The organism is Bradyrhizobium sp. SZCCHNS3016 (assembly GCF_032484535.1).
Taxonomy (GTDB): Bacteria; Pseudomonadota; Alphaproteobacteria; order Rhizobiales; family Xanthobacteraceae; genus Bradyrhizobium.
In genome coordinates, this window is the sequence record NZ_JAUETE010000009.1 from 193,282 (window position 1) to 218,433 (window position 25,152).

General features: G+C 63.7%; 20 protein-coding genes and 1 pseudogene. 8 read left to right on the forward strand and 13 right to left on the reverse strand.

Annotation, left to right across the window (positions count from 1 at the left end):
* Nucleotides 1-130 precede the first annotated feature (130 nt).
* The 6 genes and pseudogenes from QW881_RS18760 to QW881_RS18785 form a co-directional block, all read right to left on the reverse strand.
* On the reverse strand, nt 131-1,453 hold the full coding sequence (locus QW881_RS18760) for an NAD(P)/FAD-dependent oxidoreductase (RefSeq protein WP_315758085.1): 1,323 nt from the start codon (nt 1,451-1,453) through the stop codon (nt 131-133).
* 301 nt (nt 1,454-1,754) lie between these two features.
* Nucleotides 1,755-3,083: a dicarboxylate/amino acid:cation symporter gene (locus QW881_RS18765; RefSeq protein WP_315741096.1), complete on the reverse strand. Its 1,329-nt coding sequence runs from the start codon at nt 3,081-3,083 to the stop codon at nt 1,755-1,757.
* Between the two features lie 591 nt (nt 3,084-3,674).
* Nucleotides 3,675-3,962: pseudogene (locus QW881_RS18770) on the reverse strand (methyl-accepting chemotaxis protein); the annotation flags it as partial.
* A 55-nt stretch (nt 3,963-4,017) separates the two neighbouring features.
* Nucleotides 4,018-5,031 carry a UDP-glucose 4-epimerase GalE gene (galE, locus tag QW881_RS18775; protein WP_315758001.1) on the reverse strand — a complete coding sequence of 338 codons (1,014 nt, stop codon included), beginning with the start codon at nt 5,029-5,031 and terminating at the stop codon, nt 4,018-4,020.
* A gap of 133 nt (nt 5,032-5,164) precedes the next feature.
* Nucleotides 5,165-6,490, reverse strand: coding sequence for an alpha/beta hydrolase (locus QW881_RS18780; protein WP_316158982.1), 1,326 nt, complete (start codon nt 6,488-6,490; stop codon nt 5,165-5,167).
* A 48-nt stretch (nt 6,491-6,538) separates the two neighbouring features.
* Complete coding sequence (locus QW881_RS18785; protein WP_315776295.1) at nt 6,539-7,387, reverse strand: ABC transporter permease; 849 nt, start codon at nt 7,385-7,387, stop codon at nt 6,539-6,541.
* A gap of 130 nt (nt 7,388-7,517) precedes the next feature.
* On the opposite strand from QW881_RS18785, the gene QW881_RS18790 reads away from it, so the two are divergent.
* Complete coding sequence (locus QW881_RS18790) at nt 7,518-8,918, forward strand: hypothetical protein (RefSeq protein WP_316158980.1); 1,401 nt, start codon at nt 7,518-7,520, stop codon at nt 8,916-8,918.
* Here QW881_RS18790 and QW881_RS18795 read toward each other — a convergent pair.
* The 4 genes from QW881_RS18795 to QW881_RS18810 are packed head-to-tail and all read right to left on the reverse strand — an operon-like array spanning nt 8,877 to nt 14,107.
* A complete protein-coding gene (locus QW881_RS18795) occupies nt 8,877-10,889 on the reverse strand; it encodes a hypothetical protein (protein WP_315758004.1) in 2,013 nt (670 codons plus the stop codon). The two genes, QW881_RS18790 and QW881_RS18795, sit on opposite strands and share 42 nt — an antisense overlap.
* 2 nt (nt 10,890-10,891) lie before the next feature.
* Nucleotides 10,892-11,782 (reverse strand): glycosyltransferase family 2 protein, encoded by an 891-nt coding sequence (locus tag QW881_RS18800; protein WP_316158979.1) that lies wholly within the window; start codon nt 11,780-11,782, stop codon nt 10,892-10,894.
* A 25-nt stretch (nt 11,783-11,807) separates the two neighbouring features.
* Nucleotides 11,808-12,686, reverse strand: coding sequence for a class I SAM-dependent methyltransferase (locus tag QW881_RS18805; RefSeq protein ID WP_316158978.1), 879 nt, complete (start codon nt 12,684-12,686; stop codon nt 11,808-11,810).
* Nucleotides 12,683-14,107 (reverse strand): ABC transporter ATP-binding protein, encoded by a 1,425-nt coding sequence (locus QW881_RS18810; RefSeq protein ID WP_315758007.1) that lies wholly within the window; start codon nt 14,105-14,107, stop codon nt 12,683-12,685. The genes QW881_RS18805 and QW881_RS18810 overlap by 4 nt, the downstream gene beginning before the upstream one ends.
* Nucleotides 14,108-14,264: 157 nt before the next feature.
* Here QW881_RS18810 and QW881_RS18815 point away from each other — a divergent pair, with 157 nt between their 5' ends.
* From QW881_RS18815 to QW881_RS18845, 7 genes are all read left to right on the forward strand, one after another.
* Nucleotides 14,265-15,404, forward strand: coding sequence for a glycosyltransferase (locus QW881_RS18815; RefSeq protein ID WP_315758008.1), 1,140 nt, complete (start codon nt 14,265-14,267; stop codon nt 15,402-15,404).
* On the forward strand, nt 15,401-16,600 hold the full coding sequence (locus QW881_RS18820) for a hypothetical protein (protein WP_315758009.1): 1,200 nt from the start codon (nt 15,401-15,403) through the stop codon (nt 16,598-16,600). Before QW881_RS18815 ends, QW881_RS18820 begins: the two co-directional genes overlap by 4 nt.
* Before the next feature lie 68 nt (nt 16,601-16,668).
* Nucleotides 16,669-16,935 carry an acyl carrier protein gene (locus QW881_RS18825; RefSeq protein ID WP_315758010.1) on the forward strand — a complete coding sequence of 89 codons (267 nt, stop codon included), beginning with the start codon at nt 16,669-16,671 and terminating at the stop codon, nt 16,933-16,935.
* A 1-nt stretch (nt 16,936) separates the two neighbouring features.
* The gene (locus tag QW881_RS18830) at nt 16,937-18,151 is read left to right on the forward strand and encodes a beta-ketoacyl-[acyl-carrier-protein] synthase family protein (RefSeq protein ID WP_315758011.1); all 1,215 of its coding nucleotides are present in this window, start codon (nt 16,937-16,939) and stop codon (nt 18,149-18,151) included.
* Entirely contained in the window at nt 18,057-19,007 is a 951-nt protein-coding gene (locus QW881_RS18835) for a MaoC family dehydratase (RefSeq protein WP_315758012.1), read from the forward strand. The genes QW881_RS18830 and QW881_RS18835 overlap by 95 nt, the downstream gene beginning before the upstream one ends.
* 12 nt (nt 19,008-19,019) lie before the next feature.
* Nucleotides 19,020-19,814, forward strand: coding sequence for an SDR family NAD(P)-dependent oxidoreductase (locus QW881_RS18840; RefSeq protein WP_315758013.1), 795 nt, complete (start codon nt 19,020-19,022; stop codon nt 19,812-19,814).
* A 27-nt stretch (nt 19,815-19,841) separates the two neighbouring features.
* Nucleotides 19,842-20,960: a glycosyltransferase gene (locus QW881_RS18845; RefSeq protein ID WP_315758086.1), complete on the forward strand. Its 1,119-nt coding sequence runs from the start codon at nt 19,842-19,844 to the stop codon at nt 20,958-20,960.
* A 13-nt stretch (nt 20,961-20,973) separates the two neighbouring features.
* Here the strand turns inward: QW881_RS18845 and QW881_RS18850 are convergent, their stop codons facing one another.
* The 3 genes from QW881_RS18850 to QW881_RS18860 all read right to left on the reverse strand — a co-directional run bounded on the left by QW881_RS18850 (nt 20,974) and on the right by QW881_RS18860 (nt 25,144).
* Nucleotides 20,974-22,509, reverse strand: a complete 1,536-nt coding sequence (locus QW881_RS18850; RefSeq protein ID WP_316158974.1) for a B12-binding domain-containing radical SAM protein — start codon at nt 22,507-22,509, stop codon at nt 20,974-20,976.
* Between the two features lie 135 nt (nt 22,510-22,644).
* Nucleotides 22,645-23,862, reverse strand: coding sequence for a radical SAM protein (locus tag QW881_RS18855; RefSeq protein WP_315717191.1), 1,218 nt, complete (start codon nt 23,860-23,862; stop codon nt 22,645-22,647).
* Nucleotides 23,863-23,938: 76 nt separating this feature from the next.
* A complete protein-coding gene (locus QW881_RS18860; protein WP_315758015.1) occupies nt 23,939-25,144 on the reverse strand; it encodes a pyridoxal phosphate-dependent aminotransferase family protein in 1,206 nt (401 codons plus the stop codon).
* Nucleotides 25,145-25,152 lie beyond the last annotated feature (8 nt).

The following is a 25,152-nucleotide window of genomic DNA, read 5'->3' on the forward strand; positions in this document are numbered from 1 at the left end:
CAGGCCCATCACTTCCCAGGCCCATGTACCGGGCCGCGGCTGCCGTATCCGTAATTGTGCTGCAAGTCTAAGGTCTTGCCGGGCAATAGGCGACAACAAAATCGGCCGGGCCGACGCCAAGGCGCCCTCGTCAGTGCAGCTTGACGTGCGGCTCGGTGCGGCGGGTGATCAGGCGCGCCAGCGTGTCCAGCGACACCTTCGCGAGCCCGTGCAGCGCGTATTCGTGCATCTTGTAGAGCGACAGATACATCATCCGCGCGAACAGGCCTTCGAACACCAGATTGCCGCCGACCAGCGCGCCCATCATCGAGCCGACCGTGCTGAACTCGCCGAGCGACACCAGCGAGCCGAAATCGTGATAGCGGTAGTCCGCCAGCGGCTCGCCCCTGACGAAGCGCGGAATCTGCTTGTAGAGATGCGACGCCTGCTGATGCGCCGCCTGCGCCCGCGGCGGCACGTTGCCGCGCTCACCCCAGGAGCAGGCCGAACAGTCGCCGATCGCGAAGACGCGCTCGTCGCGCGTGGTCTGCAGGGTCTGCCTGACCACGAGCTGGTTGATGCGGTTGGTCTCCAGGCCCGCAATGTCCTTCAGGAAGTCGGGCGCCTTGACGCCCGCGGCCCAGACGATCAACTCGGCCGGGATGACACGGCCGTCGGCAAGGCTGACCTTGTCGGCGCCGACCTCGGCGACCTTGGCGCCGACCAGGACCTCGACGCCGAGCTTTGCGAGCAGCTTCTCGGTCTCGCGCGAGACCCGCTCAGGCAATGCCGGCAACACCCGGCCCGCGGCCTCGATCAGCGTGATCCTGATGTCCTTCTCGGCGTCGACCTGGTCGAGACCATAGGCCACCACCTCGCGCGTCGTGCGATGCAGCTCCGCGGCCAATTCGACACCGGTCGCGCCGGCGCCGATAATCGCGACCTTCAGCTGGTGCGGCGCGATCGGCGACGACTGCGAATGGACGCGGATGCAGGCGTTGATCATGCGCTCGTGGAAGCGCCTGGCGTCGCGCTGCGATTCCAGCTTGATGGCGTGGTCGACGACGCCGGGCGTGCCGAAATCGTTGTTCTGGCTGCCGATGGAAATGACGAGCACGTCATAGGGGATGGTCCGCTGCGGCGTGACCTCGCGCCCCTCGGCGTCGAGGTAGGGCGCCACCAACACCTCGCGCTTGTCGCGATCGAGGCCGATCATGTCGCCGATGCGGTAGTGAAAGCCGTGCCAATAGGCCTGGGCGAGATAGTCTACCTCGTGCGCGGAGATGTCCATGCTGCCGGCCGCGATCTCGTGCAGCTTCGGCTTCCAGACATGGGTGCGGTTGCGCTCGACCAGCGTGACGTCGAGCTTGCCCTTGCGGCCGTATCTGTCTCCGAGCCGGGTCGCGAGCTCCAGGCCGCCGGCGCCACCGCCGACGATCACGATGCGAGGAACACCAGACTGCGCAACGGCCATCATCCAATCTCCCCAAGGGTGACCGCGGCGCAACGGAATGACTGCGATGTCACTCCGGCTGCGTCATCACTTCGGCACCGCCGCCCCAGCCAGCGCGACCATGTTCACGATACGCCGTATCGTCGCGATGGTCAGACCATGCCGGCCTTGCGGCACCAGGCAGGATGCCTCCACGGTAAGCCCCTGCCCGCCGCCACCTTAGCAGATTATCCGAGATGTTGGCGGCATCGCGATTGGGCAGGGCCGCGGCCGGCGCTACCGACGCTGGAATGCGACAGCAGTGCCCACCGCGACCGCAGGCCTATCCCGTCGTGACTGCGACTTCGACATCGGCCGGATCGATATCGCGATCGAGCGCGATGCGCAGCTTGTCGCGATCGAGCTCGCCTTCCCACCACGCCACGATCACGCAGGCGACGCCGTTGCCGCACAGATTGGTCAGTGCGCGGCACTCGCTCATGAACTTGTCGATGCCGAGCACGATCGCCATGCCCGGAACGAGCTCCGGCCGCACGGCCGCAAGCGTTCCGGCCAGGGTGATGAAGCCGGCGCCGGTGATGCCCGAGGCGCCCTTCGAGGTCAGCATCGCGACCAGCAGGATCGTGATCTGCTCGCCGAAGGAGAGGTGAACGTTCATCGCCTGCGCGATGAACAGCGTCGCCAGCGTCATGTAGATGTTGGTGCCGTCGAGATTGAACGAGTAGCCGGTCGGAACCACCAGGCCGACGACCGGCTTGGAACAGCCGAGCCGCTCCAGCTTCTCCATCATCTGCGGCAGCGCGCTCTCGGATGACGAGGTGCCGAGCACGATCAGCAGCTCGTCCTTGATGTATTTGAGGAACTTGAAGATCGAGAATCCGGCGATGCGGGCGATGATGCCGAGCACGATCACGACGAAAGCGAGTGACGTGAGATAGAAGGTCGCGATCAGGCCGGCGAGGTTGCCGAGCGCCTGCGGCCCGTAGCGACCGATGGTGAAGGCCATGGCGCCGAAGGCACCGATCGGAGCGGCCTTCACCACGAGGGCGATGACGCCGAAGATCGCGTGCGCGGCGTCGTCGATGAAGGCGCGCATCGTATGGCCGCGCTCACCGAGCGTCATCAGGGCGATGCCGAACAGGATCGAGAACAGCAGCACCTGCAGGATATCGCCCTGCGCGAACGCTCCGACCACCGTGTCCGGGATGATGTGAAGCACGAAGTCGACCGACTTCATCTCGCTCGCCTGCTTGGCGTAGTTGGCGACGGCGGCGGTGCCGGCGTTGCTCTGGCCCTGGAACCCTGCCCCCGGCTGAATGAAATTGCCGACGATGAGCCCGAGCGCAAGCGCGAAGGTCGAGACGATCTCGAAATAGATCAGCGCCTTGACGGCAACGCGCCCGACCTTCTTCACCTCGGAGACGTGCGCGATGCCCGACACGACGGTGCAGAAGATGACCGGCGCGATCACCATCTTGATCAGCTTGACGAAGCCGTCGCCCAGCGCCTTGATCCATTCGTTCTTGCCGAGCTCGGGCCAGAGCCAGCCGACGATGACACCGAGCACGATCGCGAACAGGACCTGCACATAGAGGACCCGGTAGAACGGCTTCTGCGGTGGTGCCGCGGCCGCTGTGGTGGTTGCAGACATCTTATCTTCTCTCCCTGATCTTACTCGGTCTATCTCTCTGGTCTGCCTATGACCCGCTTCCGCGTCGGCTCCATTGCATGCCGGAACAACGTCATGCGTCCGGACGCGGGCCCGTGCCGGACGCGGGCCGGGGCGGACCCGCTAAGCTGCGCAGGCGGGATCGCCTGTCGCCGGATCTCAGGTGAGGGATGGGCTGTGGGCTGGCATCCGGACGTCCCTCGCATCTGTTGTTCTGGAGCTGGCGCTCGTTTGGCGGCTCATTAAGCAGCAATCGTGCCAGCGGAGCGGCGCAGCATGGGGCGCCTGCATGTCCTTCAGTTTGCTACGATTTGTGAACCATCACGCGGCGGGCGGCCAAGGCACAGCGCGCGGCTTGTCTGGACTTCCGGAATTTTGCCGTCGCAGGCACCCGAAACATCGGACGTACCGGCGACATTGTCCCACGGGCGATATCCAGCCCTGCCTGTCGGGCGCTCGACCTGGCTGGGCGGGAGGGATCGAACCTCCGAATGGCGGGATCAAAAGCTACGGGCGTCCGCTGTAAAATCAACGCCAATTCTGAATTTGGCGCAGATTCTAGCCCTAGTACCCGGCGGACAGAACCTGGGATGTAGCGGTTCCGGCATCGACTGCGCCACGCTGTACATCCGCAATGTTGGCCGAGACCAACTGCGTTCCCGCGCCCGTGTGCTGGACATTACGCGAGATATCCTGCGTGACAGCGCCCTGCTGCTCCACGGCCGATGCGATCGTCGACGAAATCTCCTGCAGCTTCTCGATTGTGATGCCGATCTCGCGGATGGCACCGACCGATTGCTGGGTGGCGGACTGGATGCTCGAGAGCTGCTGGCCGATCTCGCCGGTGGGCCGCGTCGTTCGCGACTTTGACATGGCCGGCAGCCGGAAAGAACGACGCAACGGCGGCTCCCCTTGGTCAAAGCTCGCGGACCCGGCGAGGATGCGCCTTCGTATGCCATGCCCAGGCTGACCTGATGATCGTATGCAGGTCCGATCGCAATGGGCGGAACTGGAGATCGTCGTTGGCAGCTGTGGGGTCCGCCACCAACGTGGAGGGGTCACCGGGGCGACGATCCTTCATCGTTGTGGGCGGCGCAGAACCGGTTTCCCGCTCAATGGCGTGCAACACCTCTTTGACCGAATAACCCTTGCCGGTTCCGAGATTGAACGCTCGTCCGACAATTTTCCTTTCGTTTCTCATCAAGGCATGGATCGCCCTCACATGCGCATCTGCCAAATCGCTGACATGAATGTAGTCCCGGACTGCCGATCCATCGGGAGTATCGTAGTCATCCCCGTAGACGGCGAACTCATCCAGGTGTCCCTGAATGACCATCAGCGCCCGCGGAATCAGATGAGTTTCGGGGTCCCGAAGTTCGCCGATGAGCCCGCAATCATCTGCCCCGCAAGCATTAAAATAGCGCAACCGAATCGCGTTGAACCCATATGAAGCCTCGAAGTCCCCGATGATCTGCTCGGCCATCCATTTCGATCTGCCGTATGGATTTACGGCATGCCCTGCTTGGGCTTCTCTGATGGGCATCCTAGGTACTTCGCCATAGACTGCGCCGGTGCTCGAAAAAACAATGTTGGAGCATCCGGCCTTGCGCATGGAGTCGAGCAGCGTCAGCGTGCCGACCACGTTGTTACGATAATAAATGTGAGGATGCGATACAGACTCACCCACCAGGCTCGATGCCGCCAAATGAATAACGGCCTGGATCTCAAACTCCCTTAGCGCTGCAACGAGGCTCCGTTCGTCCAGGATGTCCCCCGTAACAAGAGGTCCCCAGTTCACAAACGATCGATGGCCGATTGCAAGGTTGTCGTAGCAGACAGGCTCAAATCCAGCTTCCCTAACTGCCTTGCAACAATGTGACCCGATGTATCCGGCTCCGCCCGTAACAAGAATCCGCCGCCCAGCACCCATGCAAGAACTCGCTTTCTTCAGCCGCAACCTTCCCGCCTCGCAACCTCAACCAATGCGATTAAATATCGACACGACACCTTTCGATCGATACCATGGGTTATCGTTGTGGTCGACCGACTTGCTCGAGTCCCGCTCATTCGGGTGACGGCCTCCAACGTGCTGCAGTCGTCGTAGCGATCCACTCAAGGCAACGATCCGGCCAGTTTGCGACCTCGCCGCCATGAATTCCGAGGCCAAAGCCATGGCCGCCGTGATCACAGATCATGGCCTCCACAGGCACGGCCGCCGCGCGCAGCGTCTCAAGATAGACGAAGCTATTCTCTGGCTTGGCGACGGTGTCGTCCCGAGCGTGAACGACAAATGTCGGACAGACGCCTGGCGTGACGGCCCGCTCAAACGAGTAACGTCCGGCCACGGCATCCGATGGAGACTTCCCGAGCAGGGCCTTGCGTGATCCAGCATGGGTAATGGCTCGATCCATTGAGATTACGGGGTAGACCAGGATGGCAAAGGCCGGCGATCCCGCCGACCGCGAGGCCCATGCCACCATATGCCCGCCGGCCGAGAAGCCCATGGCGCCGATCCGATCGGAGCGGATCCCCCACACCGTCGCATGGGCGCGCGCTACCGCCAGCGCTTCGTCGAGATCGGCCATCGGCAACGGCAGGGCGGTGTCCGCCCGATCCGATTGCGGCAGCCGGTATTTCAGGACAAGGCCGGCGATGCCCCGCGCCGCCAGCCAGCGCGCGACGTCATGACCTTCCTTGTCGATGGTGACGCCGGCATAGCCGCCGCCCGGACAGATGACGATCGCCGTTCCGGTCGCGATCCGCCGCTCGGGGAGGAACACCGTCAAGGTCGGCTGGCCGACGACGCGCACCGACCGGTCGGGACGACTGACGCCACGCTCTTCGATCCGATCGGCCATCGCCGATCCGCCGTTCCTGGTGCCCAGCGCCAACTCGATCGGCAGCCGCCCGTCGCCCGTCGTCGTCCACGACGATCCCATCTGCAGGACCCCGCGCAGGACATGCTCGACGCCCTCGATGGCTGGCAGTGCCAACGTCTTGGCAGAAGATGTCTTGGCTGAAGATGTCTTGGCTGACGACGCCGCTGCCTCCAAGCCCACAGCGGCATAGCGGCCGCGAACCAGCCGCAGGAGGCGCGCAATGCCGGATTGGGGACTGTCCGTCACGACGGGAATGCCGAACAGGACGCCCAAAATGGCGCCCCAGTTCGCACCGCGCGACGACGGCACGTAGAGAGCCGCGGGCCGACGGCTACGCAACTGCCAAGCCAGCCGCATCAGGCCGGAGAACCGCGTGAGTCCGGCCGGCCAGAGTTCCGGCGCAAACCAAGTGGGATCGAAACCGTCGCGCAAGGTGGCGGCTCGCGCCAGCGATGCCGCGTCGGCATCGTCGAACAGAATTGCCAACCGGAACGGTGTGGGCGCCTTCATCGCCCCGGCCGAAGCGCACGTTGTGCTGTTCATCGCGTCCGCAGACCGTCAGACCACGTCGGCGAAGCCGCGCTTCGTGCGCATGAAGAAGGCATAGCCAGCGACAGCGACAACGACGCCAGCGGCGAACATCGCGCCCAGCCTCCCCCATTCCGGCGCAAGCCCCAGCACGGCGACCTTGCGCGCATCATCGACCAGCGCGGCAATCGGATTGAGATTGAACAACCATCGGAATTCCGGGGGGACACTGCTCAGCGAATAGAAGATCGCGCTGGCAAACATGAGCACTGTCAGCAACAATGGCACCATCGCGTTGAGATCCCTGACAAACACGCCGAGACTGGACAGCAGCCAGCTAAAGCCCAATGCAAAGCAGATCAACGGCGCGACCACGAGCGGAAGCAGCGTCGCCGTGGCCGGAACCGTACCGTGCGCCAGCAGGACGCCACAGAAGAATGGGACGAAGCTGACGATCATCTGCACGAGCGCGGCCGCCACGGCCGACAGCGACAGAATCTCCAGCGGGAAAACCACCTTGGTGACGAAGTTAGGTTTCGAGACGACCAGAGCGGGCGAGCGTCCGACCGCCTCGGCGAAGAAATCGAATAGGATCAGCCCGCAGAACATCGAGAGCACGAAGTCCAGCTTGCCCGCGCCACCGCCGAGTTGCGGCTGCAGGATGAAGCCGAAGACGACCACATAGACAGTCAGCATCCCCAGCGGCCGCAACAGCGACCAGACAACGCCCAGATACGAGCCGCGGTAGCGCGCCAGAATATCCCGCAAGGTGAACTGCCGAAGCAGCGTGCCGTGCGCGACCAGTCTGCGCACGATTTCCCACGGCAACAGCAGTTGCGGCCAGGAAAAATGATCTCGCGATTGCTGCACGGCCGCCATGTTACGTCGCCCCCGCTACGAAACCATAAGTATCAACAAGTTTGACAGTAGCGCCAAACGAGTGCAAGCAAATAGCTGAACTTCGCAAGCCGACAGCGACGATTCCGCATCCTTCTCAGGCACAGCGCTCATGACGACCGAGCATCAGGATCGCTTTCCGCCTTGGGCTCTGGCGCTCTTGACCTTCGTCGGATCAGCGCTGATCGCGTTGCCCTCGTTTCCCGGACGGATGAATGCCGATGCGCTCGACCTGTACGGCCAGGCACTCGGCGACCGCTTTCACGACTGGCACGCTCCTCTCGTGGCCTGGCTGTGGAGAACGATCGGCGCCTCTCCGGCCCTGGTCGCGGGGCATACCACGCTGATCGTCTTCGCGATCGTTTATGCGGTCGTCCTCACCTTACGCGCCAATGGCCTTTCGTCGCCGGCGGCGTTGCTGGCCGCGTTCGGATTCTCGTTGTTCCCCCCCGTACTCAACCACCTCGTTGCGGTCTCGAAGGACACCTGGGTGGCCGCGCTATTCGTCGCGACCTTCGCGATGTCCTCGGCGGCCGCGCCAACCAGGCTCCTCCATACGCGCGCAGCCCTGATTGCGCTCGCGCCATCGATACGCCCGGAGACCGTTCTCCTGCTGCCGCTGTTCATTTGGGGCGAGTACGTCCTGGCCGGACGAAAATTGCTCCCCGCCGCCCGCTTCGCCGGGGTCTTGCTCCTCACCGCCGCCGCGCTAGGCCTGTTCGTCGCAAAAGTCGTCAAGCCTGAAGCCCGGCATGCCGAGGGCGGAATCTTTCTGTTCGACCTCGCCGGCATTTCGATCCGGACCGATCAGCTCTTGCTGACTCCCGCGAGCTTTCCCGCCAACGATCTTGCTGTGCTGCAGCGGCACTACTGGAGCGACAGCCTGTCTCCGATCGCATGGGCGAATCCCGAAAGTGAAATGGTGCGGTTCGTCGTCGGCGACGACTTGGCAGAACTGCGTCGCCGCTGGGAGAGCGCCGTTGTAGCCTATCCGCTCGCATATCTCGACACCCGCAGCGTCATCGTGCGCGAGTACCTGCGCGGGCATTGGACGTACCATCCCGGCATCGATTCAAATCCTCGTATTCACCTCTTTTGGCCGAAGGCGAACGGAATGGTGAATGCCTATCTCGATGCCGCGCCTCAATGGCTCTCCAGCCATTGGCTGCCGATGATCGGAGCCGTCGTCCTTCTGGCGGCCATAGTGCGGCTGAAGCTACATCGGCGTCGACCGGAGTGGATGGTCTATCTGGTCGTGGCTATCGCCTATCAGGTCGTGCTGCTTCCCCTCATCGTCGTGCCGGATTATCGGTTCGGATATGCGGGCGTGATCCTGTTCTTCCTGATCCTTGGGTTGACGTCGCGCGATCTCGCGCTGATGGAACGAGCGCGGACTGTGGGCGATGACCATGGGACCAAGGCGGAGGGCGTCGCCGGCGGGCTGGCCGCGCCGGCGTCGACGTCCGCGGGATTACCGGGTCAGAAGCCAATAGACCGCGCGCTGCACCGGTGAGCCCCGACGATTGCGGCCGGCATGCCAATAATCGTGCCGGAGCACCCATCGGAACGACTGCGGTCGCGCCAGCATCCGCAGGCTGTGTGGATAGGCCAGCAGTCGTCTTGCGTATACGGCACCGAATCCTTCTCCGTGCGGAATATCGCCGACATGACGCGCCTCCGCTTCGGTCGGATACTGCAGGAACCGCTTCAATTGCGCCGCCGCCGCGTCCTTGGACAAGGCGAGGTCCGGAAACCGGACCTTCAGCGCCAGATAATCGTCGACGAATTGCATCGCCCCTTGTTGCATGCGCACGATACTCTCGACCCTGTAGGGCTCGAGATCGGTGGACGCCCTGACCGGAAAATAGTTGCCGTCGGCGTCGCGCTCGATACGAACGATCGTGCCCTCCGTCGCCGAAAACAACAATTCGACGACTTCGACCCCCTCCCAGATCAAGCGCCGGTAGTCGTCCGGTTCGCCCCGCCGGAAAAGGTAGGCGTCGTGGGGATATTTCTCGTCGGGCAGAACGATCTCGTGCGCGAACCCATATGTGCCGAGATAGAGTCCGGTAATCTCCGGGCGATCCCCCCTCTCGCGCAGCATATCGGTGATCGACCGCTGCATCGTACCATGCCAACCGACGTCGATCAGGCCAACGCGGCGGCCCCCCACCAGACCGGAAGCGCTCAAGTAGTCCAGCAGAACCTCACGTTCCTCGCGCGCGTTCTCGCAGATCGGCCCTGCAAGCCCGAGGAACAATTGCCGCAGGCGCCCATAGTCCGCTTCCGTCTTGACCTCGTGGTCGGGGCCGCTAAATCCAGCCGCACCGAAAGCTCCCTGATGTTTGCGCCAGTCGACGCCAGCGCGCTCGATGAATTGCGCCGCTGTAAGCACCGATGTCCCGCCCGACAGAAACCGGATGACATCCTCATTGAGGTCCTTGATCGCCGCCACGTTAAGCGCACGCCTCGAACCATAAAGATAGTGCGTCTCTTTGACCGCTCCATCTGTCGCGGCGGCCAGCTTGTTATAGACCTGCTGCATCACGAGCCCTTCACGGGCCAGGAAATACAGGGCGTCCAAGCGGCGCGCCTTAGCCTGCTCAATCAACCATTCCGTGAAGCCGACAAACAGCGGACCGGCCGTTACATAGCCGAAATCCTCCCAAAAGCTCTCCTCGCGCGAGACCGGCACGGCGTCCCGTCTTGCATGGGTGATCCGGTTGGCGATCAGCCCCTGCGCGACCGACCTTGCCGCAGATGCAGGCTCCGATGTCTTCCACACCTTCGAGGCGCGGTGAGAGCTCATATACGCGTCCATGCAGCGCCGGTAATGCCAGGTCGACATTCCATGCTTCCGTCCCATCTCGATATCCGCGCGGATGTTGTCGCCGATGTGGAGCCAGCGCTGACCTTCACCGGGCAGGCGCGCTCGCGCTTCGGCATGGAGCTCGCCGGTTGACTTTGTCTTCTTCGAGACCGACGAAACCAGCAAGGCTTCATGGCCGTCATAGCCCGCGTTCCGCAGCAGATCGGCGATCACGCGCTCCGGAAGGTACGAATCGGAGATGAAGGCGATTCGCTTGCCGCGATCGCGGCACCAGCGATAGGCATCGTGAATGAACGGATTGCGCCGGCAGACGTCGAGCTCCGCCTCGATCTCCATTTGAGCAACAGCCTTAGATAACTCCGAATCGATAGCCAGGGACTCGGAAAGGGTGCCGTAGATTTCGTCCAACGTGACTTCCCGGGCACGATGGCTTTGCCAGGCGCGTTCGCGCGCCAACCGCTCCGCATCGCGCCGCGCCCTCGCGAACTGTATTGAATCTGCGCCGAGCCTGCGGCGCACAGCCGGCTCCATCAACAGAAAGAGATCATCGGGCTCCGCCAACGCGCGAAGAATCGACGTATCGAAGACGTCGAATGAAACGACGTCGGCGTCATCAAGTCTGGATTGGAGTTCCGCGTCCATGTAGCTTTGCATGCTCAATCGAATTTTCTTCGGCGAAAGACGCGATGAAGAAAGCCCTTGTCCTGGCGCCGCTTTCGAAGCCACGCCTCCAATAGAAACATCTGCCACGAAATATTGGCCAGGGTGCCGATCCCGGTGCGTCCGCTATTCAGTTCCTGACGAAGCCATTCGTTGCGGAGGAAGACGCTGTAGTTCTCATGCTGGTGGCTCTGATCGACGACCGAATTGCTGTATTCGACCGCGCCTGCCGGCAAACGATGGTGATAATAGGCCAGGCATTCGCACACCACTCCGATCTCGAAGGATTGCAGGAATCGGACATTGAATTCCCAGTCACCCAGAACCGGAAGATCCTCCCGGAATGGGCCGATCTTCACCAGCGCATCTCTCCTGAACAGGAACGAGATCGGCGGGAACATGTTTTGCGCCAGCATGCGAAACAAATGCACCCCCTTCACCCAGGAATTGAAATCGTGTCGTTGCACGGTCTCGATCCGGTCCTCCCTTATGGATTCGACGACTCTCTCCGTGTGGGTGATCACGCCGGCCAGTTTCGGAAACGTCGCATTCGCCTCCATATAGGCCACAGTCTTACTGAGGAAGTCCGGTCGCCATGCGTCATCATCGTCGTGAATAACGATATAACGGCTGGATGACGCTTCAACGCCTTGATTTGACGCGGCTTCCATGCCGCGCGATGTATTATTGTGGATGACGTGGCAACGACCTGCATAGCGGCCCGCGCGCTGGGCGATCAGTCCGTCGACCGTGGCAGGATCGCCGCCGTCGTTGACCACGACGTGAATCCAATCCTCAAAGCTCTGGCCCAACACGCTGTCCAGGGCGCGCGGCAACAGCAACGGACGGTTCCTGGTCCGCGTGATCACCGCAACAGTGTCATCCATCTGCCGATATCCCCAATCCATCCCGTCAATCACCGTCGGAGCGACGAACGATGCCGATCGCGCGCAACCAGCCAGAAGGCTGCCGTCTTTCCAGTTCGCCGACACGCTGTTTGAATCTCTCGCTTTCCTGCCACCAGCGGTCGGTCTGCTCCCTCTGCCATTGCAAGTCGATGGAGGCGCGGTAGCGCTCGACGAGCCATTCGCCGCGGTAGAGATAGCCGCGGATCTTGTCCGGCACGCCTTCCGCGAGCCCGGCGCGGTACCAGCGTTCGCCCTTGGGAAAGAGGATGCCGAGCCCCCACCGGTTCAAGAATTCGAAGTGCGGATGGCGCTGCTTGATCTCTGCCCAGAAACGGGCGGACTCGTAACCCGATGACGGCGCGATGTCGTGCATCAGGACGATTCCGTCCCGGGCAAGCTTTGGCAACCAGGTAGTGAAATCGCTGCGAACCGCATCATAGGTGTGCAGGCCGTCGATATGCAGCAGATCGATCGAATCGTCGTCGAACGCTTCCGTCGCCTGATCGAAGCGGGCGCGATGCAGCACAAAGCGATCATCGGCGAACGAGCCAGCCATCGTCTTCGCGGCCGTCTCGTACACTTCGCCGCCATAGTGGCCGCAGTGCTCGTCGCCTTCCCACGTATCGATGCCGACGACCCGGCTCGGCAGATCGCGATCTTTGACCGCCTGGCAGAAGGCAAAATAGGAGCAGCCGTAGTGAACGCCGAGTTCGACGATCAGGCGCGGCCGCGAAAAGCCGACCAGATCATACGCGAAGTCGCGGTGCCCCTGCCAGGGGGATATCGCGAGCTGCGGGTTCAGGACATCCGACTCGTAAGCTGGTTCGCTGACGACCCAGGCTGGTTGCTGCGACAAGTCGGCGGAATGCTCGGGCTCGATCATACGCCACACCGGATTGATGGAGGCGCTGCCGAACCGGGGGCTGGCCAGGCCGTGGAATCGCCAAACGGCACGATGTCGAGCTTCGTTATCGGGTTGTTGAAGATGCCGTGGATCGCCCGACCAGGACTGATGGCGTTGAGCTTGACGACGCTATGAGCCCAGCATTGGACGACGTGCCGCAGCGGATCCGTCCCCTCGCCAAGGCCGACCGTGAGGGTGTAGTCGCCCGGCTGGATTTCCGGCCAGACAAATTCGAGCCGCACCAGGTGTTCGCCGGGATCGAGTGCGACGACGCCGCGGGCGAGGCTACAACTGTTCTCGCCGCAGATTTGATTGCCGAGACGGTCGCTGAGCAGATAGCCGACGATCACGTGCGTCTTCGTTGCGGCGCAGCCAAGCAACAGGTCGACGCTGATCCGGTCGCCCGCCTGAACCGTACCGGCCGGAGCAAGATCAGGTTTGGTGACGGCGACCCGCCTGATCAGAACGTCCCCCGCCCCGCTCAATTGCGACGATTTGAGATCAATCCATGGCAGCCGCTCGAACCTGTTCGCGTCCATGTCCGCGCCCGGCGCGGCGCGTCTGCCGAGCGCTGCGGAGCCGGCGTCCGCCACGGAACGGTCGCGTCCGTCGGAGACGCGGTGCGACATCCTGATGTAGAAATCGACTGCATCCCTGGAGCTTCCGGCGAAGACGATTTCGCCGCGGTCGAGCACATAGGCGTATTCGGTCACGCTGCGGATCGCCTGGAGGTCGTGTGTGACGAAGACCTTGGTGACATCGGCCATGGCCTCCCTCATGTGGCGGATGCATTTCTGCTGGAAGAAGATGTCGCCGACGCTCAGCGCCTCATCAACCAGCAGCACCTCCGGCTTGAGACAGGCGGAGGTGGCGAACGCCAGACGGACGGTCATGCCGCTGGAATAGGTCTTGGTCGGTTGGTCGATGAAGTCGCCGATGTCCGCAAACGCGGCGATTTCGTCGAATTTCGCGTCGGTTTGCCGCCGGCTCATACCGCGGATGGCCGCATTCAGATAGACATTCTCACGCCCCGAAAAATCCGGATCGAAGCCGCTGCCAAGCTCGAGCATGGCGGCAATGCTGCCGACGACGGCGATCTCGCCCTGGCTCGGCGTCAGCGTCCCAGCGAGCAGCTGCAAGAGCGTGCTCTTGCCTGAACCATTGCGGCCGATGATGCCGACACTGGCGCCGCGCCGCACCTCGAGCGAGACGTCTTGCAGGGCGTAGTAGTTGCGAACGGCGCCATGCGACAATCGCTCGCAGGTGTCTCGCACCGCGGCCGGCAGGAACGGCAGTTGGCCAAGTCGCCCGAGCAGCGGCCCATGTAGGCGCGCCGCCGGCGACGACCAGACCGTATAGGCTTTGGAGACGTTCTCGACTTTGATGGCGAGTGATGGCATCTGCGCAGACTGCGGACGAAGGCCATGCCATCAAACATCAACGAGCAGGCCCTGGCAATTGCAACCTTGAAGATGTCCAGTATCTATCAATCCGGGGCGAAGAACGGTAGAGAAGAACGACAGAATCGTTGAATACAATTCGTACCGGTATTCTTTCTTGATCTGGGACAACACATTGCCCCGCTGGGCACCGCTTCTGCCGGCCAAGCTTCGCTTCCGGCACATGCTGGCGGCGCATCACGGCGGACGGACAACGGGCCGGTTCGTGCCTGTCCCGGAGGAACCGCCGCCCGACCCGCGCCGCGCGCCACTCCGCATTCACTTCTGGACACCCAATCCGTGGCCCAGCACCGCCATCCATGTCGATCGGGTCGTACCGGAGTTGCGCCGTCAAGTCGCAGCTCTCGGTCTGCCTTGGCAGATCGATGCCGGAGGCCTCCCCACCGCGCCGGTGGATTGGCTGCTCTGCCTCAAGGCGGTCCCGCCGCGTGGCCTGTGCTCACCGCATCGTACCGTCCTGCTGCAGCCCGACGACGCGGACCGGGTCTGGGCGAATCTCGACCGCTTCGCTCATGTCGTCTCGGTTTCCTCTCCGGTATTCGCATCGTTCTTAGGGACTGCCCATTCCAGCACCTGGTTCATCGAAGAGACCGAAACGGTCGATCTCATCGAAAGCGGCGGCGCCGCGCTCGACGCTGCGGCCCCCTCGCAACGACCGCCACTCTTGTTGTGGCATGGCACGCGGGAAAGCCTCGATGGTCTCGTCGCCCTGAAGGACGCGCTCGCTTCGCTAGGCCGCGACACCGATGCCGAACTCGTCATCCTCACGAACCTTCCGGAGCGGAGCGAACGGTGGGGCGCCCTGCCGGTCCGCTACGCCGCCTGGTCGCCCAAAGCGCTGTGCGCGCTGGCAGCCCAGGCCCGGCTGGGCATCGTCCCGGCGCGGCCGTCAGTTCCCGATTCCTATCTCAAGTCTGCCGGCCGCATGCGTGGCCTGTTCGCCCGGGGATGTCCGGCCATCGGCGACGCCCGGTCGCCGGATGTTGTCGCCTTCAGCGAGATCTGCGGCATGCCGTCGGCGCAGACCGCGGATCAATGGCGCGACGCGATTCGGCAAATCTGGAACGATGATGTGCGGCTGGATCGCATTGCGCGTCAGGGACATGCCCAGATGCGCGCGCATTACAATACGGCTCGAACCGCGGCCCAGTGGCTTTGGTTCCTCGGCGGTGGGGCCGAAGGGCCCGACCGCCACGGCAGCACCCATCCCGCTGCCTTGCCCCGAGACCGCACATGACCGCAACCGGCGAGAACAGCCACTTCTCTTCTACCATGGTGCATCGCCGCACGACCTCGTCGCCGCTGACGATCGAGCAGGTCCACACCCGCGCGCAACTACACGATTTCATCGTCCTGCCGCGAGTGATCTACAACGGGATGCCGGGTTTCGTCGCTCCGCTCGATTTCGAACGGCGGCAGATGCTCGATCCCCGGCACAACTCATTCTTCACGCACGGGCAGGCAGCCTATTGGATCGCCATGCGGAATGGTCGGCCGCAGGGACGCATCTCGGCCCAGATCGATCACGCTGCCACCGGGCCGGAAGCGGCCGACATCGGACTGTTCGGGTGTCTCGACGCGATCGACGACGGCGACGTCGTCAACGCGCTGTTCGTGGCCGCGGAGGCTTGGCTGCGTCAGCAGCGGCGCAAGGTGGCTCGGGGACCGTTCCTGCTGTCGATCAATGGCGAATCTGGCCTCCTCCTGGAAGGGCAACAGGAGCCGCCGATGACGCTGTTCCCATGGCATCCCGACTATCTCGATGGTCGCGTTCGCGACGCCGGATACGCGCTCGTCCGAGAGTTGCTCTGCTTCGAGTACAATAGAATGGAGGTCGGCACCGAGAGTCGTTTCGAACGATTCTCCTCCATGCGACGTCACGCCGGCATTACCACGCGCGACATTCATCTCGACGCCCTCGACGCCGACATGGAGCTGGCGAGGCAGATCTTCAATGATGGTTGGCAGGACAATTGGGGCTTCACCCCGACCACGCAGTCCGATGTGCGTGCACTGACGGCCCAATTCAAGCCGATGCTGTTTTCGGACGCTGGATTCTTCATCGAGGTCGATGGCGAGCCTGCAGCATTCATGCTGGCGATTCCCAACTTGTTCGATGTCGCCGCCGGGCTCGGGCCTGTCCCGAGCCTCGTCGGCTGGCTCAAGCTGTTGATCCGCATCAAACGCGCGAAGTACCGTTCCTTCAGAATTGTCCTGCTCGGCATGGCCTCGAAATACCGCAGCAGCGCTCTCCGCGCAGCGATTACGGCCGTCATGGTCGAGGAACTCTGGAAGCGCGGATCGACGCTGGGCATCGACCGGGCAATAGCCGGGTGGGTTCTCGACAACAACCCCCTGGCGCAATCCCTGACGCGGATCGGATTGCGACAGTCGCACACCTATGGAGTCTACGAGAAGAGCATTGTAGACTGACTTGAAGTTGCCATAATCAGGCAGCGCAACCTGGCACGCAATCGGAGGCACGATTGACCCAATCGAATGTGGAAAAGGCCGCTCTTGCCGCCTCCCTGGCCGACCAGATCCTTGAAGTCATTGTCAGCGAAGGGAAGATCGACCCGGCCAAGACGACCCCCGATGCGACGCTGGAGAGTCTCGAGATCCAATCCATCGACGTCGTCATGATCCTGATGGCGATCGAGGAGAAGTTCGGCGTCTATGTGCCGATCGACGGCGGCATCGCTGACGTCAAGGACCTGAGCGGATTCGTGCAACAGATCGAAGCCCGCATTCTGGTGGAGCGCAGCTGACGTGTCGCGCCCTCGCGTCGTCGTCACTGGCATGGGCGCGGCTTGCGCGACCGGCAAGGGCATTGACGCCCTCTGGCGCGCGGCCCGCGACGGACAAAGCGCCGTGGGACCGCTCGAGTTCGAGCGGCCGGGCTCGAACCAGATCAAGCTCGCAGCGCAGATCAAATCCTTCGCCCCGGAGAGCTATGTCGAGGCCAAGGTTCTGCCGTTCTGCGACCGATACGCGCAGCTTGCCATCGTCGCTGCGGACGAAGCCCTGTCCCAGGCAGGCCTTGCGCGCGAGGAGCGCCAAGGGCCGACGACCGCCGTGATTCTCGGAACCGGCGTCGGCGGCATCACCACCATCGACGAGCAGTGCTACAGCGCCTACGCGACGAAGTCCCGTCTCAATCCGCTGGCCATTCCGCGCATCATGAGCAGCGCCGCCACCTCGCACCTGAGCATACGCTACGGCTGCACTGGCCCGACCTTCACCATCACCAGCGCCTGCGCCTCATCGGCCCAGGCGATCGGAGTAGGTACCTCGCTGGTCCGGTCCGGCGCGGTGGAGCGGGCGATCGTTGGCGGCAGCGAATCGTCGATGACCGCGCTGAATATCCGCACCTGGGAATTGCTGCGAGTGCTGACCCCTGATGCCTGTCGGCCCTTCTCCACCGGCCGCAACGGCATGGTGCTCGGCGAGGGCGCCGCCATCATGGTGATCGAAAAACTCGAGACCGCGCGCCGACGCAACGTCGAACCGCTGGCCGAGATCGCCGGCTATGGCACGTCGAGCGATGCTTTCGACATCGTTCGTCCCGACCCCAATGGCGCTCGGTCCGCGATCGAACAGGCGATCGCCGACGCCGGGCTGACGCCCGGCGATATCGACTATGTCAACGCCCATGGCACCGGCACCGTCGCCAACGATATCGCCGAGGCCGAGGCGCTGCAGCGCGTGTTCAGCGACCGGCTGCCCCGCCTCGCAGTGTCGTCCACGAAGCCGATCCACGGCCACGCACTGGGCGCCGGCGGGGCGATCGAACTGGCGATCACCATCATGGCGATGCGCGACAACATTGCGCCGCCGACCATCAACTGGCTCGGTGCCGATGCGAAATGCGGCATCGACCCGGTCGCCAATGCGGCGCGCGCGATGCCGATCCGCGTCGCCATCTCGAACTCCTTCGCCTTCGGAGGCGTCAACGCATGCCTCGCCGTCGCGCGGGCGGATTGACCCTGAGGGATCTGATGTGAGCGGGCCGGACAGCGCGCAGGATCAGGTCAGCATCGGTCCGATTGCGGTCCGCGCTGACAGGGCGGACGTCGCTGCCTTCGTGTCCGCGCTGGGGCTGCAGCGCGGCTTCGGCCCCGTACCGTTTTCCTTTCCGATCCGCTGGCTCAGCCTTCCCGCAATCCGACCAACCGTGATCGGCAGGCTCGGGCTCACCGATGAAATCGTCGTGCAGCAATCGCAGACCTTCACCTATAATGAAGGCCTCGGCCCCGATCGCGACTACGGCTTCGCAGTCGAAGCCCGTCGCGAGCGGACCCCAACGGACCGGACGCTCTTGCGCGGGACCGTGTGCGATTCCGAAGGGCGGATCGTCGCAACGCTCGACACGCTGTTGCGCACGTTTCGTCCCGACGCAGCACGCGACGCCGCACTCCGCTCGCGCCCGATGCCGGACTCGAGCTTTCCGGTGATCGAGACCGGGCCGATCGACATCGCGCAGACCGAGAGCTACGCGGCGGCATCGCTCGACGACAATCCGCTCCACAGCGATCCCGCGACGGCTCGCGCCGCAGGTCTCGACAGCCTGATAATCCACGGCATGCTGGCGATGGGGCAGATCGAAGGCGCGCTCCGCGACTGGATGCCGGCACTGCGGATCAATCGCATCCATGGCAATTTCCTGTTGCCCGTTCCAGTTGGCAGCCGCCTCCTCTTCTCCGGCCGTGTTGTCAAGCGAATGCCATCGGACGTGCCGGGTAGCGGTCGCGCCGAGCAGTTGATCCTGCGCGTCATCGTCTCGACCGATGCGGGGTACGCAGCATGCGTCGCTGAAATCGCGGCGCGCCACGACGGCTGAGGATCGCACATCATGTCCGCCTCCAGTTCGATCGTCATCACCGGAGCCAGCAGCGGCATCGGCCGCGCGCTCGCGATGAACTATGCCGCGCCAGGGATCCACATGGCGCTGTCCGGTCGGGACGAGGGCCGCCTGGAAGAAACGGCAGCACAATGCCGGGCCAACGGCGCAGCCGTCACGACCGCGTCGATCGATGTCCGGGATCGCAATCGAATGGCGGGATGGATCCGCGCCGTCGACGACGCCGCCCCGATCGGGCTCGCGATCGCCGGCGCCGGGGTCACCGCTGGGCTCGGCATCGGCCGGCTGCGGGAAGATCCGGCCGTCGTGCGCAACGTGATCGCAATCAACCTGATCGGCGCCATCAACACCATCGATCCCCTGGCGGAGCGGATGTGCATGCGCGGGCGCGGGACGATCGCCGTCATCGGGTCGATCGGCGCCTTGCGCGGCCTGCCCTCCTGTCCCGCATACAGCGCCAGCAAGGCCGGCCTTCACGCCTATGCCGAGTCGCTTCGTCCCACTCTTGCCGCCCAGGGCGTCACCATCAGCACCATTGCGCCTGGATTCGTCGACACGGCGCTCAATCGCGACACCGTCTGTCCGAAGCCCCTCATCATGAGCGCCGACCGTGCAGCCACCATCATACGACGGCGGCTGGAGCGCGGCGATGCGGTCATCGCATTCCCCCGCCTTCTGGCCTTCGGTCTGCATTTGACCCGCCTGTTGCCGCGGCGCTTGACCGACCTTGCGTTCGCCGCAGTCCATGTCGACGTGCCCGAGCGCACCGAACTCTACAACGAGTGACTGGCGCCGGCGATGGACGCGCTCTCGATGCTCGCAGTCGCCGCAACTGCATGGTGGGCGATCTCCTGCGCTCTTCGCATCACGACCATCTCTGCCGCATTGGCGCACCCTCGCTTACGGCACAGGTTGGCTACGCGACATGATCGACCGCCGGTCTCGATCGTGATCCCAATCCGCCGGCTGGAGTTCGAAGCCGAAGCGGCCTTCACGTCGGCCTTCGCGCAAGTCTATCCGCAAAGCGAGATTCTGGTCGCCGCCGCGGAAGACCGCTCGCCGATGATCGAGATCGCCCGGCAGGTCGCTGCGCAATTCCCGGCGGCCGGCGCGCGGATCCTGACCGGAAACAAGCGCATCACTCCGAACCCGAAAGTCAGTAATCTCGCGCCGGCCATCGCAGCGGCGCAACACGACCTGATCCTGATCAAGGATTCGAACATTCTCCTGAGCCCCGACCAACTCGCCGATCTGATGACGAACCTGACCGCCGGCGTCGGCCTCGTCTGCGCGATCCCGGTTGCCGTCGCCCCGACCGGATTCGCCGCCGAACTCGAGCGAGCATTCCTCAATGGGCAGGCCGCTCCGCTGACGCTGGCACTGTCCGCCGCCGGCGCAAACGTCGGCTTCGGCAAGGTCATGCTGTTCGACCGGCGAGATCTGGCGCGGGCGGGCGGCATCGGATTGATGGCTTCGGCCTTCGGCGACGATCACGCGCTGTCGCAAGGGCTGGGACGCCTCGGCCTGCGAACGGTGTTCGCAGCCAAGGAGATCCGTCAGGCGATCGGCCGGCGGCCGTTCAGCGAAGTCTGGGACCGCCACCAGCGCTGGATGGTCATTCGTCGAATCCAGGCACCGCTGGCCTTCTGCGGCGAGCCGCTGGTCAGTGGCGCTTTCACGGCCCTGTGCGGCGCCGTGGGCGCTGCAGCCTTCGGAATGCCATGGTGGCTGATGGCGGGCGGGACCCTGCTCGGCTGGGTCTTGCTCGACGTCACCTTCTTCGCGGCCAAAGGCTGGGGCTGGTCCTGGATGTCCCCACTCTCTGGATTGTGCCGGGAAGTCCTGCTTCCCGTGATGTGGCTGAAGGCGCTGGTCGACCGCCGCGTGACCTGGGCCGGACTGCCGTTCGACGTTCCCGACAAGACCGCCTGACAAGACCGCCTGATCAGAGGCCCGATCGGACCGCCACCTGACCGATCGCCGCCGGCGCTTCATGCCGCCGCGCAAGGCCGGCATCGATTGATCCGATCTGCCGGTTCAGGCTTGCGATCACCTCTTTGGAGAACGGCCCGACATGGAGGTAGAGTAGAAATAGCGAGACCACCTGTTTGAGCGCCCTCGGATTGCGGATTGCGCATTCGGCGATGGTCGCAAGGAATCCGCTCAGGAGGTCCGGCCGCCGCGCGGCCAGGAACCAGAGCAGGCGCACGACCGTCGCCGCATCGTTCAAAACCACCCGCCAGGGCACCGAAGCATTGATGCGAGCCGGGACCAGCAGGCGGGCGACCGCCCGGATCCGGCCAAAGAAGGCCGCAGGCCGATTGACCCGTTCCAATATCGAGCGGTAGTCGCCCAACACGTCGCGCCGCGCCCGGGCGGTTCGGAAATTGAGGCCCTCGGTGCATTGATCGCCGCCATCGGCGCTGCTGACGAAGCTGAAATCGACCTCAGGGTTCAGCCGCCCCTCGCGTTCGAGTCGTCGCGAGAGCTGGGTCTGCGGCAGCGCGGTCAGCAGGCCGACCATACAGATCGGCAGCCCGGCCGTTTCGATGCAGGAGACCATCTCGTCGGCGATCCGCTCGTGTTCGTTGTCGAACCCAACCACGAAACCTGCGGTCACGAACATTCCAGCACGGTAGACCTTGTGGACGCAGTCGGCGAGATTGCGCCGCATATTCTGCTTCTTCTGGGTGGACAGCAGTGCGTCCTCGTTGGGGCTTTCGATCCCAATGAAGACCGCCCCGAAATTCGCGTCGCGCATCAAGTGCAGGAGGACGTCGTCGTCGGCGAGGTTGATCGAGGCCTGCGTGCTGAACGTGAAGGGATAGCCGTGCGCCTTTTGCCAGGCACAGAGATGCGGCAGAAACTGCTTCACCGCTTTCTTGTTGCCGATCAGATTGTCGTCGACGAAATCGACATGGCCGCGATAACCGAGCCGGTAGAGATTCTCCAGCTCGCCGAGCAACTGTTCAACGGTCTTGGCGCGCGGCACCCGTCCGTAGAGCTCGATGATGTCGCAGAACTCGCAGATGAACGGACAGCCCCGCGAAAACTGGACGGACAAAGCCAGATAATGGTCGAGCTTGAGAAGGTCGAAACGCGGGAGCGGACTCCTGGTCACATCGACGGTGAATTTCTCCGCCTCGAACAGCCCGCGGCGCTCGCCCGCATCCCAGGACTCTATGAAGGCGGCCATCGTCGCTTCGACCTCACCCGGCATGCGAAAGTCCGCATGGCTGTAGGCATCCGGACTGGAGGTGATGTCCGGCCCGCCGACGACGACCGGTTTGCCGCGGGATTGACCGAGTTCGATCAGGCGCAGCGTGTCGGCTCGCTGCGGGATCATGCCGCCGGTCATGACCATGTCGGCCCAGGCGAGATCGCATTCGCCGACCTCCTCCGCATTGCGATCGATGAGGCGGACCGACCATTCCTTCGGCAGCATCGCCGCGACGGTGATCAGGCCGAGCGGAGGCTCCATGCGCCGCTTGCCGGCGATCCGGCACGTCGTCGTCAGGCTCCAGAACGACGTCAGATCGAAGCGAGGATAGACGAGGAGGACGTTGCATCGTGTCGCTGCCATGAATTCCCTCCCGATCCTGCCGACCGCAGCCGCTCAGTATCCCATCAGACCGCAACAGCGGGCGCAGACCGGCATGAGCCCGTCGCGACCGATGCTCGCCCGGAACTTCCTGTACGGCTCGGAATTCCATAATTCGGTGATCGTCGACGTCTTGACGTTGCCGACGACGTAGTCGTGGTAGTCGCGGCACGGCGAGACATCGCCGTTGCTGTTGATCTCGACCGCCTGGAAGATCGCCGCACATTCGTCATAGCCAAAGTGCTCCTGGTGATCGGTGTAATACGTCGTCAGCTTGTCAGAGCCGGAGATCGGCGGAATCAACGCGACCGCAGGCGATGACCAGCCGGACGATCGTTCCATCACCGCCCGTAGCTGATCGTCCAGCGCCTCCGTGCTGCTGGGCTTCCAGTTTCCGACCCAGCCGTGATGGCGGGTCGGATAGAAGCCGAAGCGGCGAAAGAAATCCTTCTCGTGCGCCTCCGCGTTACCCTGGTCGATCCACCATGACAGATAGAAGACAAACAGATCGACCTTGTCCCGAAAGGCATCGTAGATGTCGACCAGATGCTTGCAGTTGGCCTGCGAGATCACGGTCAGGGCGGCGATGAAGGGCAGCCCGCGGCCGTGCTTCGCCCGCGCCTCGGCAACCGCATCCAGCCCGCGGCAAAGCTCGTGGAAATTGTCGCCGCCGCCCCCCGCGGCCGGTCGCAGCGCATTGTGCAGGTCAGCGCGATGGCCGTCGACCGACACCTGCAACAGGAAGAGCGGCGCCTTGGCCAGCCGTTCGGCGGAGGCAGCCACCCGCGTACCGTTGGTCGCGATGCTCACCGGCAGCCCGAGTTCGGTAGCGCCCTCGATCAGGTCGAGGATGCCGTCATAGAGCATCGGCTCGCCGCCCCAGAAGTAGACCAGCGGGCCATGACCATGGTCGACGAGGTCGTGCAGCAATTCGAGATAGCGACCGGTCGGGATCTCGCGCTCCTTCAGATGCCGGAGGCTGGAGTTGAGCAGATAGCCATTGTCGCCCCACTGGCCGCAGGTATGGCAGCGCAGATTGCAGCGGTCGGTCAGACGGAAGCTCGCTTGGCGAATCCTACCGGCCTCGCCTTCCGCACGACTGATCCGGAACTTGCTGAAAATCCGCTTGTCAGCCTCCATCTGGATCAGCTTGGTTGCGATCCATGGATGCGGAAGGACTCGTCGCGCGTAGCGCGCCGCAGTTAGTATCCCCAGGCTGCTCGTCTTTGCCATGACTTCCCGACCGTCGTCGTCCCATCAAGCCCGATCCGAAGCCGCGACGCCGTGCGGCGCCAGCATCATCTTCCAATCAAGCCAGCTTCACCAACTTCGACACCTCGGCCACGGCGTCGACCGCCGCCCGGATCTGATCCGGCGTGTGGGCAGCGGAGACGCTGAAGCGCAACACCACGTCTCCGTCGGGTGTCGCCGGCGGCACCAACAGATTGACGTAGATGCCGCGATCGAGCAGTGCCTTCCAGAATTCATAGCCGGCGGCCAGCCCCGGCATCCGGATGCTCCCCACGGGGCCGGGGTCCGCGCATGGCCGGATGCCGATCCCGGCGAGGCCGTCATGCATGGCTCGCGCGTTGCGCCAGAGGTCGTCCCGCAATTTCGGCTCCCCTCCGATGAGGTGAAGCGCCCGCCGCGCCGCCGCCACGATCGGCGGTGGGAGCGATGCGGTGTAGAGATACGGCCTGCTCATGAAGCGCAGCGCGCGCAACGCACTCGAATCGCTCACGGCGTAGCCACCGATTCCGCCAAGGCTCTTGCTGAAGGTGCCGACGATCACATCGACATTGGCTTCGACGCCGAGATGTTCCGCGATGCCGCGGCCGTAGCGCCCATAGATGCCGAGCGAATGGGCCTCGTCGACGATGACCACCGCTCCATGGCGCCGCGCGACGGTCGTCAGCCCCTTGAGCTCGCCAAGGTCGCCTCGAACGCTGTAGAGCCCCTCGCAGATCACCAATGTCTGCGGTCCGGGGACGTTGCTGCGCGCAAATCGGCTGTCGAGATCGCGGCGGTCATTGTGAGCGAAACTCTCCACCTGGGCGCCACTCAACCGACAGGCATCGAATATGCTTGCGTGGCAATGGGCATCGACAAAAATCATGTCGCCCTTGCGGGCGAGCGCCGAAGTCACGCCCAGATTGGCCATGAATCCCGTGCTGAAAATCACCGCGTCGCGCCGACCATAGAGGGTCGCGATGTCCTCCTCGAGCATCACGTGGAGACGGTGATTGCCTGCAGCGACCCGCGAAGCCGTGGAGCCCGTCCCGTAGTGTCGCGCAGCCTCGACCGAGGCCTCGATGCACGCCGGATTGAAGTTGAGCCCAAGATAGCTGTTGGTACCGAACATCAACGTTCGGCGGCCTGCGACCATAGCGGTGACGGTGTCCACGACATCATCGACGACGATGCTCAGCGGGTTGGTTCGCGAATCGGCCAACCTCTCCAGCGAGTTGCCGAGGCGATCTGCACGCGCCAATATCCCGTTTCCACCGTTGTCCATAAGCCGAT